Origin of the sequence: Rubrimonas cliftonensis (genome assembly GCF_900107585.1) — a bacterium.
In the GTDB taxonomy this organism is placed as follows: Bacteria; Pseudomonadota; Alphaproteobacteria; order Rhodobacterales; family Rhodobacteraceae; genus Rubrimonas; species Rubrimonas cliftonensis.
The window spans coordinates 98057-113131 of the sequence record NZ_FNQM01000003.1; the positions used below are offsets into that span (position 1 = coordinate 98057).

At 71.7% G+C, this 15075-nt stretch carries 17 protein-coding genes and 1 tRNA gene; 7 read left to right on the top strand and 11 right to left on the bottom strand.

What is annotated here, in order from left to right:
• Position 1: 1 nt before the first annotated feature.
• The 4 genes from BLW43_RS05905 to BLW43_RS05920 form a co-directional block, all read right to left on the bottom strand.
• Positions 2-1201 (bottom strand): amino acid ABC transporter permease, encoded by a 1200-nt coding sequence (locus BLW43_RS05905; RefSeq protein WP_093250274.1) that lies wholly within the window; start codon positions 1199-1201, stop codon positions 2-4.
• A 63-nt stretch (positions 1202-1264) separates the two neighbouring features.
• Positions 1265-2305: an amino acid ABC transporter substrate-binding protein gene (locus BLW43_RS05910; protein WP_093250279.1), complete on the bottom strand. Its 1041-nt coding sequence runs from the start codon at positions 2303-2305 to the stop codon at positions 1265-1267.
• A 279-nt stretch (positions 2306-2584) separates the two neighbouring features.
• Positions 2585-3487, bottom strand: coding sequence for a DUF2950 family protein (locus BLW43_RS05915; RefSeq protein ID WP_139283992.1), 903 nt, complete (start codon positions 3485-3487; stop codon positions 2585-2587).
• Between the two features lie 13 nt (positions 3488-3500).
• Positions 3501-4832, bottom strand: a complete 1332-nt coding sequence (locus BLW43_RS05920) for a DUF3300 domain-containing protein (protein ID WP_093250284.1) — start codon at positions 4830-4832, stop codon at positions 3501-3503.
• Positions 4833-5009: 177 nt separating this feature from the next.
• Here BLW43_RS05920 and BLW43_RS05925 point away from each other — a divergent pair, with 177 nt between their 5' ends.
• From BLW43_RS05925 to BLW43_RS05935, 3 genes are all read left to right on the top strand, one after another.
• Positions 5010-5600, top strand: a complete 591-nt coding sequence (locus tag BLW43_RS05925) for a TetR/AcrR family transcriptional regulator (protein WP_093251549.1) — start codon at positions 5010-5012, stop codon at positions 5598-5600.
• A 96-nt stretch (positions 5601-5696) separates the two neighbouring features.
• Positions 5697-6797 (top strand): alkene reductase, encoded by a 1101-nt coding sequence (locus BLW43_RS05930; protein WP_093250285.1) that lies wholly within the window; start codon positions 5697-5699, stop codon positions 6795-6797.
• Between the two features lie 58 nt (positions 6798-6855).
• The gene (locus BLW43_RS05935; protein WP_093250286.1) at positions 6856-7284 is read left to right on the top strand and encodes an OsmC family protein; all 429 of its coding nucleotides are present in this window, start codon (positions 6856-6858) and stop codon (positions 7282-7284) included.
• A gap of 80 nt (positions 7285-7364) precedes the next feature.
• Here BLW43_RS05935 and BLW43_RS05940 read toward each other — a convergent pair.
• Together BLW43_RS05940 and BLW43_RS05945 are read right to left on the bottom strand one after the other, a co-directional pair.
• A tRNA-Leu gene (locus BLW43_RS05940) sits at positions 7365-7448 on the bottom strand.
• A gap of 153 nt (positions 7449-7601) precedes the next feature.
• The gene (locus BLW43_RS05945) at positions 7602-8354 is read right to left on the bottom strand and encodes a competence/damage-inducible protein A (protein WP_093250289.1); all 753 of its coding nucleotides are present in this window, start codon (positions 8352-8354) and stop codon (positions 7602-7604) included.
• A 45-nt stretch (positions 8355-8399) separates the two neighbouring features.
• Between BLW43_RS05945 and sfsA the strand changes: the two genes are divergently transcribed.
• The 3 genes from sfsA (at position 8400) to radC (ending at position 10766) form a co-directional block, all read left to right on the top strand.
• The gene (gene sfsA, locus BLW43_RS05950; RefSeq protein ID WP_093250292.1) at positions 8400-9104 is read left to right on the top strand and encodes a DNA/RNA nuclease SfsA; all 705 of its coding nucleotides are present in this window, start codon (positions 8400-8402) and stop codon (positions 9102-9104) included.
• Positions 9105-9185: 81 nt separating this feature from the next.
• On the top strand, positions 9186-10010 hold the full coding sequence (map, locus tag BLW43_RS05955) for a type I methionyl aminopeptidase (RefSeq protein ID WP_093250294.1): 825 nt from the start codon (positions 9186-9188) through the stop codon (positions 10008-10010).
• Positions 10011-10016: 6 nt separating this feature from the next.
• Positions 10017-10766 (top strand): RadC family protein, encoded by a 750-nt coding sequence (gene radC, locus BLW43_RS05960; RefSeq protein ID WP_093250297.1) that lies wholly within the window; start codon positions 10017-10019, stop codon positions 10764-10766.
• A 16-nt stretch (positions 10767-10782) separates the two neighbouring features.
• Here radC and BLW43_RS05965 read toward each other — a convergent pair whose 3' ends face one another.
• On the bottom strand, positions 10783-12195 hold the full coding sequence (locus BLW43_RS05965) for a sensor histidine kinase (protein ID WP_093250300.1): 1413 nt from the start codon (positions 12193-12195) through the stop codon (positions 10783-10785).
• Positions 12192-12548: a putative pterin-binding protein gene (locus tag BLW43_RS05970; RefSeq protein WP_093250302.1), complete on the bottom strand. Its 357-nt coding sequence runs from the start codon at positions 12546-12548 to the stop codon at positions 12192-12194. Before BLW43_RS05970 ends, BLW43_RS05965 begins: the two co-directional genes overlap by 4 nt.
• A 295-nt stretch (positions 12549-12843) precedes the next feature.
• Between BLW43_RS05970 and aat the strand changes: the two genes are divergently transcribed.
• The gene (gene aat / locus BLW43_RS05975; RefSeq protein WP_281243475.1) at positions 12844-13500 is read left to right on the top strand and encodes a leucyl/phenylalanyl-tRNA--protein transferase; all 657 of its coding nucleotides are present in this window, start codon (positions 12844-12846) and stop codon (positions 13498-13500) included.
• On the opposite strand, the gene BLW43_RS05980 is transcribed toward aat, so the two are convergent.
• Genes BLW43_RS05980 through mlaD form a run of 3 tightly spaced genes read right to left on the bottom strand, consistent with a single transcriptional unit; the run spans position 13449 to position 15050 of the window.
• Positions 13449-13832 (bottom strand): DUF2155 domain-containing protein, encoded by a 384-nt coding sequence (locus BLW43_RS05980; RefSeq protein WP_093250305.1) that lies wholly within the window; start codon positions 13830-13832, stop codon positions 13449-13451. The two genes, aat and BLW43_RS05980, sit on opposite strands and share 52 nt — an antisense overlap.
• A complete protein-coding gene (locus BLW43_RS05985; RefSeq protein ID WP_093250307.1) occupies positions 13829-14620 on the bottom strand; it encodes a class I SAM-dependent methyltransferase in 792 nt (263 codons plus the stop codon). Before BLW43_RS05985 ends, BLW43_RS05980 begins: the two co-directional genes overlap by 4 nt.
• On the bottom strand, positions 14607-15050 hold the full coding sequence (gene mlaD / locus BLW43_RS05990; RefSeq protein ID WP_093250310.1) for an outer membrane lipid asymmetry maintenance protein MlaD: 444 nt from the start codon (positions 15048-15050) through the stop codon (positions 14607-14609). The genes BLW43_RS05985 and mlaD overlap by 14 nt, the downstream gene beginning before the upstream one ends.
• Positions 15051-15075 lie beyond the last annotated feature (25 nt).

Sequence of the window (15075 nt, forward strand, 5' to 3'; positions counted from 1 at the left end):
CTCAGCGCTCCTTGAGCTGGACGGAGCGGTTGTAGACGTTCATCACCAGCGAGACGAACAGGCTCACCGTGCAGTAGAACGCCATCGTCATCGCCACGATCGGGATGGCGCGGCCCGACTGGTTCAGCGAAGTGTTCATCCAGACGCTGACGAGATCGGGAAATCCGATCGCGATTGCCAGCGACGAGTTCTTCGTGACGTTGAGATATTGCGAGATCAGCGGCGGAATGATCACCCGCAGCGCCTGCGGAAGGATGATGAGCCGCATGGTCCAGTCGTTCGGCAGGTTGAGCGCGCCCGCCGCCTCGCGCTGCCCGCGGGAGACGGACTGGACGCCGGAGCGCACGATCTCCGCGATGAAGCAGGATGTGTAGACCGAGAGCGCCACGATCAGCGCGCAGAAGGCCGGCGGCACGCTCACGCCGCCGTCGTAGTTGAAGCCCTTGAGCGCGGGAATGTTCCAGCCGAGCGGCTGACCGAGCGCGAGATGCGCGGCCAGCGGCGGGAGGACGACCAGCGCGAGGCCGACCCGGACCGCCGGAAACAGCCGCCCAGTCGCCTCGCGCCGCCGCTTCGCCCAGACCTGCAGCGCGATGGCGCCGCCCAGCGCGACGACGAAGACGGCGAGCACCGCGTCGAAGGCGGGTTCGGGGACCGGCGAGGGCATGTAGAAGCCGCGGTTGTTGAGCGCGAAGGCGCCGAACTCGACGCTGTCGCGCGGCCGCGGCAGCAGGTTGAAGACGCCGAAGAACCACGCGATGATCTGCAGCAGCAGCGGCGTGTTGCGCAGGAACTCGACGTAAGCGCGCGCCAGCGTCGCGACGATCCAGTTGCCCGAAAGCCGCGCCAGCCCAACGATAAGTCCGAGAACGGTGGCGAAGAGGATCGACACCACCGCCACCAGCAGCGTGTTGAGCACGCCGACCTGGAACACCCGCCAGTAGCTGTCGCCCTCGCGGAACTCGATCAGCGTGAAGCCGATGCCGAAGCCCGCCGTCACCGGCAGGAAGTCGAACCCGGCGGACATGCTGCGCGCGGCCATGTTGGCCAGCGTGTTGTCCACCAGCCACCAGAACAGCGCCACCACGGCGGCCAGCGTCAGCGCCTGGAAGGTGATCGAACGGGTCTTCTCGTCGCTGAGCAGCGCGCCGGGTCTGAAGCCCCCGCGCCGAGCGTCGTCGTCCTGCCTCGCGAACGCCATGCGTCCCTCGTCGTTGCCGCCGGGAAAGCGGCCCGACCCCGCACGGGGTCGGACCGCGGGAGATCAGCGGAACGGCGGCGGGTACATGATCCCGCCCTGGGTCCAAAGCGCGTTCAGCGTGCCGGCGCGCGGAATGCCGATCGGCGTGTTCTCGCCGACATGGCGCTCGTAGGCCTCGCCGTAGTTGCCGACGGCCTTGAGCACGCTCACCATGAAGTCGGCCGGCAGGCCCATGCCCTCGCCGATGTTGCCCTCGACGCCCAGAAGGCGCGCGACGCCCGGACCCGGCGGGTTCGCCGCCATCTCCTCGACGTTGGCCTGGGTCACGCCGAACTCTTCGGCCTCCAGCATGCCGTAGCCGACCCAGCGCACGATGTTGGCCCAGGCGTCGTCGCCCTGACGCACCACCGGGCCCAGCGGCTCCTTCGAGACGGTCTGCGGCAGGATCACATGGGCGGTCGGGTCGGGGAAGGCCGAGCGGCGCGCCGCAAGGCCCGACTTGTCATTGGTGTAGGCGTCGCAGCCGCCGCCGAGATAGGTCTCGACCAGCACGTTGACGTTCTCGTTGGTGACCGGCGTCATCTCCATGCCGTTGGCGCGGAAATAGTCGGCGAGGTTCAGCTCGGTGGTGGTGCCGGTCAGCACGCAGATCGTGGCACCGTCGAGCTCCAGCGCCGAGGTGATGCCGCTGTCCACCGGCACCAGGAAGCCCTGACCGTCGTAGAAGTTGACGAAGGTGAAATCGAGGCCGAGCTGGGTGTCGCGCACCGCCGTCCACGTCGTCGTGCGGGCGAGCATGTCGGACTCGCCGTTGGCGAGGGAGGTGAAGCGCACCGCCGAGGTCACGGACTGGTACTCAACCTTGTCGGGGTCGCCCCAGATAGCGGCCGAGACCGCTCGGCAAACGTCCACGTCGAGGCCCGACCAAGTTCCATCCGCGTCCAGCGCGTAGAAACCCGGCGTCGGAAGGCCGACCTGACAGTTCAGATGTCCCCGCTCCTTCACGGACTCCAGCGTGCTCTGCGCCATGGCGGCGCCGGGGGTCAGGCTTACGCCCAGGGTGACGGCCCCGACGGCCCCCAGAATGGCTAGGCTTTGTCGCATCGTGTTGCGCCCTCTCTGTTGCTGCGCGGCGTCTTGCGCGCCGCACGACCGGTAGTCGGCGTCCGAGCGTTGACGAGATGCGCCGGAGGGGCGACAGAATTGTATCGAAACATGTCGGCGGCGGACCGAAAACGCCCTGAACTGGCGCCAATTGCCTAGAATGCAGGCGCCCGCGGGAGGCGCCGTGGCGCCGATCTCCTCACACAACGGCGAATCAGTCAGCCGCCCAGCTGCGCCCACGGCCGCGCCGGCGCCCTCGCCGCGCCCGTTCCGCTCCGGTCAGTCGAGCGGCGTCCAGCCCGGCCCAGGGTCGAACAGCTCCAGGGCCCCGGCGACCGCCAGCGTGTCCTCGCCCAGGTCGCGCTCATGGATGACGCCGTTCTCGCCGACAATGAAGGTCATCACGCCGGTCTCGCCATAGGCGGCCGGATAGGCGATCAGCGCGTGCCCGGCGAGCATCCGGCCGTTGATCTCGTAGGCCATCGCCCCGCCCGGCGCCGAAGGCCCCTGCCCGCGCAGCACATGATAGACGTAGCCGAGATAGGCCTCCGGCGGCGAGACCTCCTCGCCGAACGAGAAGCCCTCCGCCGCCGCCCGCGCCACCAGATCGCCCACCGGGCTTGACGGCGCGCCGGCGGCGTCGGGCCAGTAAAGACCGTCGCGCGCGCCCTCGGAGCTGATGACGTGGGCGGCGAAGGCCATCACGCCGTCGCCGTCCCAGTCCGTGCGGCGATACTCCGCCTGCACGTCGACATAGGCGCGCAGCAGCGCGATCACGTCGAGCTCGTTGCGGCCGATGCGCCGCAGCGTGACCGTCTCGCGCCCCGCCTCGGCGTCGAACGCCCATGCGCCGTCGCCGACGGCGACGATGGGAAACGGGAACGGCCAGAGGCCCCGGCCGAGATAGAGGATGCGTCCCGCGCCGTCCTCGGTCGGGCCGACGCGGCTGAGCGCCGACCAGGCCTCCAGCAGCGCCGCCCGGTTGTCGGCGTCGCGACCGGCGTCACCGGTGAAGAGAAGGTCTTCCGACTCCTGGCCGAAGATTCCGAGCAGCGCGGCGCGGTCGTCCGCCTCCAGCGCGGCGCGAAACGCGACCACGGCGTCGGCGGGGGCCGGATACCGGGCGGGGGCCGACAGCGCCGCGGCGCCGACCAGGCATAGGGCGAGGGCCAGTCTCAACATCGCGCGCTCCTTCCTATCTGCTCTTGCCGAAACGGCCGCCGCCGCTGGCGCCGCCGCGCGCCTTGGCCGCCTTGGCCTGACGGCCGCCCCCGCCGGGCCGCAGGGCGCCGCCGCGTGCGCCGCCGCCGGCGCTGATCTTGGGCCGCGGGCGCTGCGCCGCGCCCTCCCTGCCGCCGCCGGCGCGCGCCACGGCGGCGCGCGTCCCGCCCCCCTGCGCGCCGCGCTCGGCGCGCGCGGCCCCGGCCCGCTCCCCCAGCGCGCCGCCGGCGCCCTCGCCCGCACGGTCGCGCAGCCCGGCGCCGCCTGCGCCCGGTCCCGCGGCCGGGCCGTCGCTGCGCGCCGCGATCTTGGCGCGCGCAGCGGCGCGATCACCGCCGCCCGCCGCTGGACGCGCGCCCCCGACCCGGTCCCGCGCCGGACCGGCCGCCGCAGCGCCGCGCCGGTCCGGGCGGCCATCCGCGTCATCGCGTATCGCCGAGAAGGACGGCCCGCGGTCGATGTCGATGTTGACGTCGCCGCCGGCGTTGATGCCCGGCCGACCCGGACGCGGATAGAAGTCGCCGCCGTCCCAGTCCACCCGCGGCGGCCCGCGCCAGTAATCGTCCCAGTCGTCGTCGTCGTCGAAGAGTTCGTTGATCAGCATGCCCGCGCCGAAGGCGACCACGCCCGTCGCGACCAGTTCGCCGCTGGAGTAGCCCTCGTCGTCAGGGTCCGCGACGACGACGGGCGCGGCGGCGGCCTGGGTGTAGACGGTGTCGGCGTTGTAGGCGGGCACATAAACGACCTCGGGGTCCGCGGGCGCGATGGCGAAGGTCCCCTCGGTCTCGGTGACCGTCTGCGCGGGATTGCTCTCGAGATTGCCGACCGCCGCCGCCCTGCCCCGCTGACGCTGCACGGCGTCCATCACCGCGTCGGTCTGCGCGAGCACCGCCTCGCCAAGCGCCTCGGTCGCGTCGAGGTCCGCGGCCATGCGGGCGATCACGGTCGGAAAGCCCGCCGCGAGCACCGCGACGCTCGGGTCCCACCCCTCGCCCTGCGCGGCGTCGGCGCGGGCGTCGTCGGCGAGCTCCGCGTTGTCGGCCGACCAGCGATCCGCCTTGACCACGTCGAGCGGATAGGTCGCGGCGACGAGCACCTGCGCGAGCAGCGCGTCGGGGTAGAGAGCGACGGGCGCGACGAGGGCGTCGAGCGTCTCCTCGTCGGCCAGAGGTGCGACGGTCCCCGCCTCCGCCCCCGCCTCGGCGGCTGCGGCGTCGTCCTGGGCGCGGGAGACGCCCGGCGAGGCGACGACCGCCGCAAGGCCCAGAAGCAGCGCCCCGGTCGCTGCGATGGTGGACGTTCTCATCCCGGTTCCTCCCCCGTTCCAAGGCGCGGCGCGGCCCCTGCTGAAGGCGCGGCGCGGCGGCCCGGCCTCGCAAAACTACGCGTGCGGACGGCGGCTGTCGCGGTCGATGAGGTCGCGCCGTCGGCCGGCCGGGCCGCGGGGTTGAATTTCGGGACCGAACATTCCAATTCATGCCGCATGACGCCGACCATCCGCACCTGCTCTTCCGGCCAGCCCGGCAGGCCCCGCGCCTTCGACGAGGACGCCGCCATCGCCGCGGCGCTCGCTCTGTTCTGGCGGCGCGGCTACGAGGCGACCTCGCTCGAGGCGCTGACCGCCGCGATGGGGCTGAGCCGGTCGAGCTTCTACTGCTGCTTCGGCTCCAAGCGCGGCGCGCTGACAGCCGCGCTTGACGCCTATGCGCGCGACTCTCTCGCGAGGCTCGCCGAGGTCGCCGGGACCGCCAGCGCGCCGCGCGAGGCCGCGCTTGCGATGCTCGACGCGCTCACGCGGCGGGGGGACGGCGCACAGGGCTGCCTGATGCTCAACTGCGCCACGGAGCTTGCGCCGCACGATCCCGAGATCGCCGAGCTGACGCAGGCGCATATCCTGAAGATCGCGGGCCTGATCGAGACGCAGCTCGCGCAGACCGGGGCGCCCGACCCGCGCGCGACGGCGCTGGCGCTCACGGCGCTGGCGAGCGGAGTGATTCTCATGCGCAAGGCCGGCGTTCCAGACGAGGCGGTGCAGGCCGCCCTCGCGAGTGCCGCGCCGCTGATCCCCGGCTGAACGGCCGGAGAGAGATCGCTCCCGCGGAACCGTCATGCAGGTTTACGGACCGATCAATCCCGAAACTGCGACCCGAAACGACACAGGATCACGACGATGACCACGCCAAAGCTCTTCACCCCGCTCGCTTTGGGCGAGCTCTCCCTTCCCAACCGCGTCGTGATGGCGCCGCTGACACGCAACCGCGCCCTGCCCGACGGCGACGTCCCGCACGACATGAACGCTGAATACTACGCCCAGCGCGCCTCGGCGGGCCTCATCATCTCCGAGGCGAGCCAGATCTCTCCCGGGGGAAAGGGCTACGCCTGGACGCCGGGGATCCACTCCGAAGCGCAGGTCTCGGGCTGGCGCAAGGTGACGGACGCAGTGCACGCCGCCGGCGGGCGCATCGTCATCCAGCTCTGGCATGTCGGGCGCAACAGTCACGTCTCGCTGCAGCCCGACGGCCGGCGGCCGGTCGCGCCCTCCGCCATCGCCGCCGACGCGCGCAGCTATGACGGCAAGAGCTTCGTGGCGACGAGCGAACCGCGCGCGCTGGAGCTTTCCGAGATTCCCCGCGTCGTCGACGACTACCGACGCGCCGCGCAGAACGCGATGGACGCGGGCTTCGACGGGGTCGAGCTGCACGCCGCCAACGGCTACCTGATCGACCAGTTCCTGCGCGACGGCTCCAGCCGCCGCGACGACGCCTATGGCGGCTCGATCGAGAACCGCGCCCGTCTGCTCGCCGAGACGCTTGGCGCGATCACGGAGGTCTGGCCGGCGGGCCGCGTGGGGGTGCGCTTCAGCCCCTTCTCCAGCGCCAACGATGTCAGCGACAGCGAACCGATGGCGACTTTCGGCCACGCGATCGACCGGGCCTCGGACCTCGGCCTCGCCTACCTTCACATGGTCGAGGGCCAGTTGGGCGAGAGCCGCGACGCGAAGGCGCTGGACGATGTCGCTGCGCTGCGGGCCCGCTTCAAGGGCGGCTATATCGCCAACAACCGCTACGACCGCGCGCTTGCGATCGAGGCCGTGGGCGCCGGCAAGGCCGACGCGGTGGCCTTCGGGCGACCCTTCATCGCCAACCCGGACCTGCCCGAGCGTCTGCTGCGCGATGCAGCCCTGAACGATCCCGACGATGCGACGTTCTACGGTGGAGGGGCCGAGGGCTACCTCGACTACCCGTTCCTCGGGGACCGCGCAGCCGCGTGACCCGCGGAGCTGGGGCGCTTCCGCCGCCCCCTGATCAAGGCAAGGAAAGGACATCCAGATGAAACGCACCGCATCCGCCGTCTGGTCCGGCGACCTGCCGAAGGGCGCCGGCGCGATCTCCACGCCCTCCGGCGTGCTGAAGGACGCGAACTACTCCTTCAAGACGCGCTTCGAGGAGGGCGTGACGGGGACCAACCCCGAGGAGCTGATCGCCGCCGCCCATGCCGGCTGCTTCTCGATGGCGCTGAGCCATGCGCTGTCGCAGGCCGGCCATACTCCCGAGAAGATCACCACCGTCGCCACGCTGACGCTGGAGCAGGTTCCGGGCGGATTCTCGATCCCCGCCATCCACCTCAAGACCGACGCCCATGTTCCGGGCGTGAGCCAGGCGAATTTCGACCGCATCGCAAAGGACGCGAAGGAGGGCTGCCCGGTCTCCCGGGTGCTGAACGCCGAGATCACGCTCGAGGCCAAGCTCACGGCGTGAGCAGCCCCCAGGCCGCGCCCCGCCCCGCGCAGGATCCGCCGGGCGCGGGGTCGCGCCATGGTCGCTCCGCCTCGGGCGGCTGGTGCGGACGGTGGGACTCGAACCCACACTCCCGGAGGATGCGGATTTTAAGTCCGCTGCGTCTACCGTTCCGCCACGTCCGCGCCGCCGGTGTCATGCCACGGGCGCGGGCGCGCTGTCACGGCGGGACGTTGCGCGGCGGGCCCGGCGATCCGGCCCGGCCGGCCTTGAGCCGGGCCAGCGCCGCGGCGAATGCTTCGGGCCGACGCCATTGGCGACCGGCGCGACGCACCAGGTCAGGCCGGCGGCGTCTCGGCCGCGCCGGTGCAGCCGAGGGAGGCCAGCATGGCGCGCAGCGCCTCCGCCGCGCGCTCAAGCGCGACGCGGTCCGACGATCGTGCGACCAGCGTCGAACCAAGGCCGCCGCGGTGGAACGGATAGCTGCCGAAGCCCACGTCGGGGTGCGCCGCCGCCAGCGCCGTCAGCGGTCCGGCGAGCTCGCCCTCCGGCATCGCCGCGCGAAAACTCCACGCCAGCACCGGCGCGCCGCCGTCTATCGTCGGCAAAAGCCCTTCCAGCATCGCCGCGAAGATCGCCGGCACGCCGGCCATCACATGCACGTTGCCGAGTGTGAAGCCTGGCGCCTGGCTCAGCGGATTGAGGATCAGCGCGGCGCCGTCAGGGATGCGCGCCATGCGCAGCCGCGCCGCGTTCAGCGCGCCGGGATCGGCGTAGTAGGCTTCGAGGATGGCGCGGGCGTCCTCCCGCACCGCCAGCCGCGCGCCGAAGGCCTGCGCGACGCCGTCAGCGGTCATGTCGTCATGGGTCGGCCCGATGCCGCCGGAGGTGAACAGGTGGTCGACCTCGGCGCGCAGCGCGTTCACATGGCGCGCGATGGTCGGCGCGTCGTCGCCGATCACGCGGATCTCGCGCAGGTCCACGCCCATCTCGGTGAGCTTCACCGAAAGGTGATGCGCATTCGCCTCGCGCGTGCGGCCCGAGAGCACCTCGTCGCCGATCACCAGCATCGCCGCCGTGGGGTTGGCCATCGTCGCTCTCCTTGCGTCTGAGGATGGCTGGGGATAGGCGGCGTGATGGAGTTCGCCAAGCCCCTCGTGCGCGGTCGCCTGATCCGCCGCTACAACCGCTTCCTCGCGAACGTCGCGCTCGACTCCGGCGGCGAGGTCGTGGCGCACTGCCCCAATCCCGGTTCGATGATGGGCCTCAACACGCCGGGCCTGCCCGTCTGGCTGGAGCCCAACGACGACCCACGGCGCAAGCTGCGCTACGGCTGGCGGCTGTGCGAACTGCCGGGCGGGCATTGGGCCGGGATCGACACGGCGACGCCCAACCGCGCCGCCGGGGAGGCGCTGCGCGCCGGGCTCATCCCGGAGTTCGCGGCCTATCGCGGCGTGCGCGCCGAAGTGACATATGGCGACCGCAGCCGGGTGGACTTCCTGCTGACCGAGCCCGGCCTGCCCGACGCGTGGGTTGAGGTGAAGAACGTCCATCTGCGCCGCGAGGGCGATCTCGCGGAGTTTCCCGACAGCGTGACCCTGCGCGGCGCGAAGCACCTGCGCGAACTGGCGGCGATGAAGGCGCAGGGCGCGCGGGCGGCGATGCTCTACGTCATCCAGCGCGACGACTGCGCCCGCCTCGCCATGGCCGCCGATCTGGACCCCGGCTACGCCGCCGCCTTCCGCGCCGCCCGCGCCGCAGGGGTGGAGGCGATCGCCTGGGTCTGCGCGATCTCGCCCGAGGGCGTGCGCCTCGACCATCCGGCGCCCGTGATGGAATGACGCCCCAAGGGCTTCAAACGGTCGCAGCGCCTTGAACCGTGCGCGGCTATCCGCGACATTGCGGCGCGACCAGTGAAAGGAATGAGGGACGTGGAGCGCAGCGCCGGGCCAGACCGCACGCCTGAGGGCATTCGCCTGCATGTGGAGAGCGACTTCGAGGGGATGCGCGCAGCCGGAAGGCTCGCAGCCGAGACGCTCGACATGATCGCCGCCCATGTCGCGCCCGGCGTGACGACCGGAGAGCTGGACGACGTCATCGACGCCCACATCGTCGCCGGCGGCGCCGTGCCGGCCACCAAGGGGTATCGCGGCTACACGAAGTCGAGCTGCATCTCGATCAACCATGTCGTGTGCCACGGCATTCCGGGCGACAAGGCGCTGCGCGACGGCGACATCCTCAACATCGATGTGACCGTCATCGTGGACGGCTGGTTCGGCGACAGCTCGCGGATGTATGTCGCCGGCCGGCCCAACCGCCGCGCCGAGCGCCTGATCGACGTCACCCATGAATCGCTGATGCGCGGCATCGCCGCCGTGAAGCCCGGCGGCGCGTTCGGCGACATCGGCGCCGCGATCCAGGCCTACGCGGAGAGCGAACGCTGCTCGATCGTGCGCGACTTCTGCGGCCATGGCCTCGGCCGGGTGTTCCACGACGCGCCGAACGTTCTGCACTACGGTCGCGCGGGCTCCGGCCCGACGCTGCGGCCGGGGATGTTCTTCACCATCGAGCCGATGGTGAACCTCGGCCGGCCCGAGACCAAGATCCTCGCCGACGGCTGGACGGCGGTGACGCGCGACAAGTCGCTCTCCGCGCAGTTCGAGCATACCGTCGGCGTGACGGAGGACGGCGTCGAGGTCTTCACCCTCTCGCCAGCCGACCGCTTCCACCCGACCTGGGCGCGCTGAGCGCCCATGGCGCCCAGGTCAAGGCCAGCGTCGCTCAGCGAGGCGCCCGGCCTGTTCGCCGGCGGGCCTGACGCCGACGCCGCCGCGCCCGACCATCTCGGCCACCGCGACCGGCTGAAAAGCCGCTTCATGGCGGACTTCGGCGCGTCGATGCAGGACTACGAGCTGCTGGAGCTGGTGCTGTTCTCCGCCATCCCGCGCCGCGACGTGAAGCCGCTCGCCAAGCGGCTGCTGCGGGAGTTCGGCGACTTCGCCCATGTCGTCTCCGCCGCGCCGGAACGGCTGCGCGCCGTGCCGGAAGCCAGCGAGTCGGTGGTGCGCGCGCTCAAGATCGTCGAGAGCGCGGCGCACCGGCTGGCGCGCGGGCGCGTCATCGGGCGGGAGGCGCTCAGCTCATGGTCGGCGCTGGTCGACTACTGCAAGACCAGCATGGGCCACCGCGCCGTCGAGGAGTTCCGGATCCTGTTTCTCGACCGCAAGAACGTGCTGATCGCCGACGAGGCGCAGGCGCGCGGCACGGTCGACCATGTGCCGGTCTATGTCCGCGAGGTGGTGAAGCGGGCGCTGGAGCTCGACGCCTCCGCCCTGATCCTCGTCCACAACCACCCCTCGGGCGACCCGACGCCTAGCCAGGCCGACATCGACATGACCCGCGCGATCAAGGCAGGGCTCGGCGCCGTGCGCATCGCGCTCCACGACCATCTGGTGATAGGGAAGGACCGCGAAGCGAGCTTCCACGCACTCGGGCTGCTCTGAGACCCTCGCTCTGCGCTCAGGCGGCCGCGCTCGGCGTGGCGACCCGATCTTCCGCTCCCGCGGCGGCGACCGCGGCGGGAGAGCCTGCCGGCGCATGTATCCAGAACAGCGCCCCGCCGCCCGCGGCCGACGTCGCGCCCATCCTGCCGCCCAGGCGCGCCACGAGGCCCTGAGCCAGCGCCAGCCCGAGACCGACCCCTCCCTGCCGCCGCCCCGGTGAAGCGTCGCCCACGATGAACTCCCCGAACAGGGCATGGATGTCGGTTCCCGAGAGGCCCACGCCGCTGTCCTCCACGACCGCCCGCAGGCGCAGACCGCCGCCTGCGCGGCCGTCACAGGAGAGCCGCAGCGTCACGCCGCCCGTGGCGGTGAACTTCACGGCGTTGTCCATCAGTTCCCGCAGCGCCTTGCCCAGCGCGTCGGCGTCGATGCGGAGCATCGCCTGCGGGTCGGGCTGGCACGCCGTCTGCAGGCGCAGGCCCTTGGCTTCCGCAGCCTCGAAGAACGGCGCTGCGACTTCCTCCGCAAGCGCACCGAGCGTGATGTCGACTTCCTGAAGCGCATAGGTTCCGCTGCATATCTGGACGAAGTCGAGCATCGCCTCGATCCGGCGGAGCAGGAGCGCGCCGGACGACTGTATGCCCTTCACCAGCGCCTGCTGGCGCGCCGAGACGGGGTCACGCGAGAGCAGCGCGGATAGGCCGAGGATGCCGTTCAGCGGCGTGCGCAGCTCGTGGCTTACGGTCGCGAGGAAATCACTGCGCGCGCGCAACCCGGCGCCGGCCTCGCGCCGCAGCGTCAACTCCCGCTGCAGCGCGCGCTGCGCCATGATCAGTTCGAACGCCAGATGGCCCAGAAGCGCCAGCAGCGCGACGGCGATGGCGATCTCGCTCACCGTCTGGCGCACGCGCAGCTCGGCCATCTCGTCGGTGAGCATCTCGTAGCGGCCGTTGGCCATCTGCTCGATCCACACGGCGCGGATGCGGGCGGCCATGGCCACCGCCTCGTCGCTCAGCGCGCGCAGCGCGTTTGCGTCCGACGCGGCGGCCTCGGCGAGCCCGGCCTCGATGCGCGCCATCGTGGCGCGGGTGTCGGCGCCCACGGCCTCGTCGAGCCTTCCGAGGCCGTTCGCGAAATTCAGCAGCAGATCGACCCTGCTCCAGAGGATCTCAAGGCGCTGCGACGCCATGTCGAGAGACGCAAGGTCCGCGCGCACGTCGTCCAGCGACAGCGCAAGGCGCTGGGCCTCGAACAGGGTTTCGCTCAGGTGCCACGAACTCGACGCTATGGTGTAGGCCACCTGCCCCTGCATCCGCTGTGCGCCGGCGCGATGCGCCGCGAGGGCGGCGACCACCGCCGCCGCCGCCACCAGCGACAGCGCCGCCCTGACGACCGGCCGACGCAGGCTGCAAAAGGGAAAGCCCTTCATCTGACGACGATTTCGCGGAGCTGCCAGATCATCCGCTCGTTGTGGGCGCCGATCTGCGCCTCCGCCTCGGTCTGCGGATAGATGATCCAGAGCGGGCCCTTGTCGCGGATGGCCATCCTCTCACCCGCGCGCTCCATCGCCACGATCACGCCGAGCCCGGCGTCCGAAGCAGGGATGCGAACGCGGTAGTCGTTCAGCGCGACCGCATCCAGCCACGCGCCCCTCGCGCCCGCTGCCTCGAGCACGGAGGCCAGCGTCGGGCCGGCGAGGCGCTGCGGTCCCTCGGTCCAGATCGTGTAGGTGACGATTTCGCGCCAGTCCAGCGCCCGGAGACCGGCCGCATCGAAGCGCACGTCCGATCCGGCCCCACGGTCGACAAGCCCGCTGAGGGTGAGCAGAGTCTCCTCCGCGCCGGCTCGCGCCCCGCCCCCGCACAGGCATGCCGCCGCGGATGCGCCGAGCAGGACGCGACGTCTCGACAGTGGTGCGGCGGAGGACATGGCGCACTCCCATTCACCAGGGGCGATCACGCTGACTCAACTTGGTTAGCAGAGTATTAAGACATTCGCGACCGGCTGGCGACGCGGCGACGAGGAGGCTTTACACCCCTTCCGTGGGCCAGCATTCTCCGGGCCGAAGGAGCGCGCCTTGCCCAAGGACGAACAGTCGCTGGAGCTATCGCCGACGCTGATCCTCCGCGCCTATGCGGCGGGCGTCTTCCCGATGGCGGACGGCGCCGAGACCGACGGCGTGTTCTGGGTCGATCCGCGCCAGCGCGGCGTCTTTCCGCTTGATGCGTTCCATGTGCCGCGGCGGCTGGCGCGGCGCATCCGCGCCGGCGGCTTCGAGGTCACGGTGGACCGGGACTTCGACGCCGTAATCGACGCCTGCGCGGACCGCGACGAGACCTGGATCAACGGCGACATCCGCCGTCTCTACCTTGCGCTGCACCGCATGGGCTACGCCCACTCGGTCGAGGTGCGGATGGACGGCGCGCTCGCCGGCGGCCTCTACGGCGTGCGCATGGGGGCGGCGTTCTTCGGCGAGAGCATGTTTCACCGCCGCACCGACGCCTCCAAGATCGCGCTGGTCTATCTGGTCGCGCGGCTGAGGGTCGGCGGCTTCCGGCTGCTGGACAGCCAGTTCACCACCGATCACCTCGCCCGTTTCGGCGCCACGAGCGTGCCGCGCGAACGCTATCACGGGATGCTGGACCTCGCCTTGCGCGAAGTCGGAGACTTCGATGCGCTGCCTCAGGGCGCCACGCCGGATGAGGTTCTGCAGGCGAGCACCCAGACGTCGTAGCGCGGGTGGTCCAGCGCCGAGAGCGCCGGGCTCGCCGCCATCATCCAGCCGACGAAAACAGGCGCGTCGGGGGTCTTCAAGTCGGTGATCTCGAGATGCGCGGAGGCGTCGTCGCCGGCTCCGACACAGGCGTGCACGACGATGGACAGGCGCGCATAGCGCACCGGGGCGTTCAGGACCGCCTCGAAATCGTTCGTGAGGCCGGAGAACTTGTCCAGCCCCCGCAGCAGCGCACCGCTCGCGCGCGGCCCGGAAACCGGCTGCTGAGCGGCGAGGGGCGCGCAGAGCGCCGCCGCGAGGGCGGCGGCGACGGCGAGGGACGCCGCTTTCACGACGCGGCCGCCAGCGTGGCGCGCAGCCGAAGGCGGACGTAATCGACGGTCCAGCGTCCGGCGTCGTCTCGCAGCGCCGGCGCCGACAGCGCCGCGGCGCGGGCCGCGACGGCGGCGCGGCGCTCGGGCGGCGCAAGCGCCAGCGCAGGCGCCGCCAGCGTCGCGAACCACGCCTCGACGCCGGCGGCGACCGGCGTGGGGCGGGGAAACAGCTCGATCTCATCGACCCTGAAGCCCTGCGCCTCGAGCAGCGCGCCGTAGGTCCGCGCGGTTGGAAAGAACCATATCTCCGAGAGATCCGTCGTCACGCCCGCCTCCGCGGCAAGCGCCGCGATCAGCGCGACGCGGAGAGCCGCCACGTTGCCATGGCCGCCGAACTCCGCGACGAAGCGGCCGCCCGGCCGCAGCGCCGCGGCGACGCCGGCGGCGACCGCCTCCGGAGGGCGCATCCAGTGCAGGGCCGCGTTGGAGAACACCGCGTCGAAGCCGCCGTCGCCGCCGATCGCCTCGCCCAGCCCTTCGCCGCGCCCGAGCCGGGCGTCGAGCCCAGCGGCCCGCGCGACGGCGACCATGCCCGGCGACGCGTCCACGCCGACGACGGTCGCGCCCGCCTCGGCGATGCGACGGGTCAGAGCGCCGTCGCCGCAGCCGAGATCGAGAATGTGCTCGCCCGGCGCCGGCGCCAGCGACGCCAGCAGCGGCGCGCCGAGGTCGGAGACGAAGCGCGCGTCGCGGGCGTATCGGGCGGCGTCCCACACGTCCGGCGCGGCGGCGCTACTCCGAGCCACCGGTGATCGCGCGGCCGACGAGATCCATGATGCTCACGGAGCCCTGCGTGAAGGTGATCGCGTCCCCGGCGACGAGCATCGTCTCCGACCCGCCCGGCTGGATGGAGACATGGGCGCCGCCGAGAAGACCGTCGCTCGCGACGCTGGCCGAGCTGTCGTCCGGCAGCGCCACGCTGTCGGACACGCTGAGCCTGACCAGCGCCTGATAGGTCCGGGGATCGAGCTCCAGCGCCCGGACCGAGCCCACCTTCACGCCGGCGATGCGCACGTCGCCGCCCACGGTGACGCCTTCGGCCTTCCGGAACGTCGCCGTCAGCTCGTAGGAGCTGCCGCCGCCCGCCTCGGCATGCTGCGCGGCATACCAGATGAAACCCGCCGCCACGGCCAGCACGGCGGCGCCGACCGCCGTCTCAGCGAAACCGCTCGCCATCAGCCTTCTCCCGAGTCCGTCGCCT

Excerpts from the sequence above, each read along its gene's own strand:
- BLW43_RS05905 (WP_093250274.1), bottom strand. The coding sequence starts at position 1,201 with ATGGCGTTCGCGAGGCAGGACGACGACGCTCGGCGCGGGGGCTTCAGA.
- BLW43_RS05910 (WP_093250279.1), bottom strand. The coding sequence starts at position 2,305 with ATGCGACAAAGCCTAGCCATTCTGGGGGCCGTCGGGGCCGTCACCCTG.
- BLW43_RS05915 (WP_139283992.1), bottom strand. The coding sequence starts at position 3,487 with ATGTTGAGACTGGCCCTCGCCCTATGCCTGGTCGGCGCCGCGGCGCTG.
- BLW43_RS05920 (WP_093250284.1), bottom strand. The coding sequence starts at position 4,832 with ATGAGAACGTCCACCATCGCAGCGACCGGGGCGCTGCTTCTGGGCCTT.
- BLW43_RS05925 (WP_093251549.1), top strand. The coding sequence starts at position 5,010 with ATGACGCCGACCATCCGCACCTGCTCTTCCGGCCAGCCCGGCAGGCCC.
- BLW43_RS05930 (WP_093250285.1), top strand. The coding sequence starts at position 5,697 with ATGACCACGCCAAAGCTCTTCACCCCGCTCGCTTTGGGCGAGCTCTCC.
- BLW43_RS05935 (WP_093250286.1), top strand. The coding sequence starts at position 6,856 with ATGAAACGCACCGCATCCGCCGTCTGGTCCGGCGACCTGCCGAAGGGC.
- BLW43_RS05945 (WP_093250289.1), bottom strand. The coding sequence starts at position 8,354 with ATGGCCAACCCCACGGCGGCGATGCTGGTGATCGGCGACGAGGTGCTC.
- sfsA (WP_093250292.1), top strand. The coding sequence starts at position 8,400 with ATGGAGTTCGCCAAGCCCCTCGTGCGCGGTCGCCTGATCCGCCGCTAC.
- map (WP_093250294.1), top strand. The coding sequence starts at position 9,186 with ATGAGGGACGTGGAGCGCAGCGCCGGGCCAGACCGCACGCCTGAGGGC.
- radC (WP_093250297.1), top strand. The coding sequence starts at position 10,017 with ATGGCGCCCAGGTCAAGGCCAGCGTCGCTCAGCGAGGCGCCCGGCCTG.
- BLW43_RS05965 (WP_093250300.1), bottom strand. The coding sequence starts at position 12,195 with ATGAAGGGCTTTCCCTTTTGCAGCCTGCGTCGGCCGGTCGTCAGGGCG.
- mlaD (WP_093250310.1), bottom strand. The coding sequence starts at position 15,050 with ATGGCGAGCGGTTTCGCTGAGACGGCGGTCGGCGCCGCCGTGCTGGCC.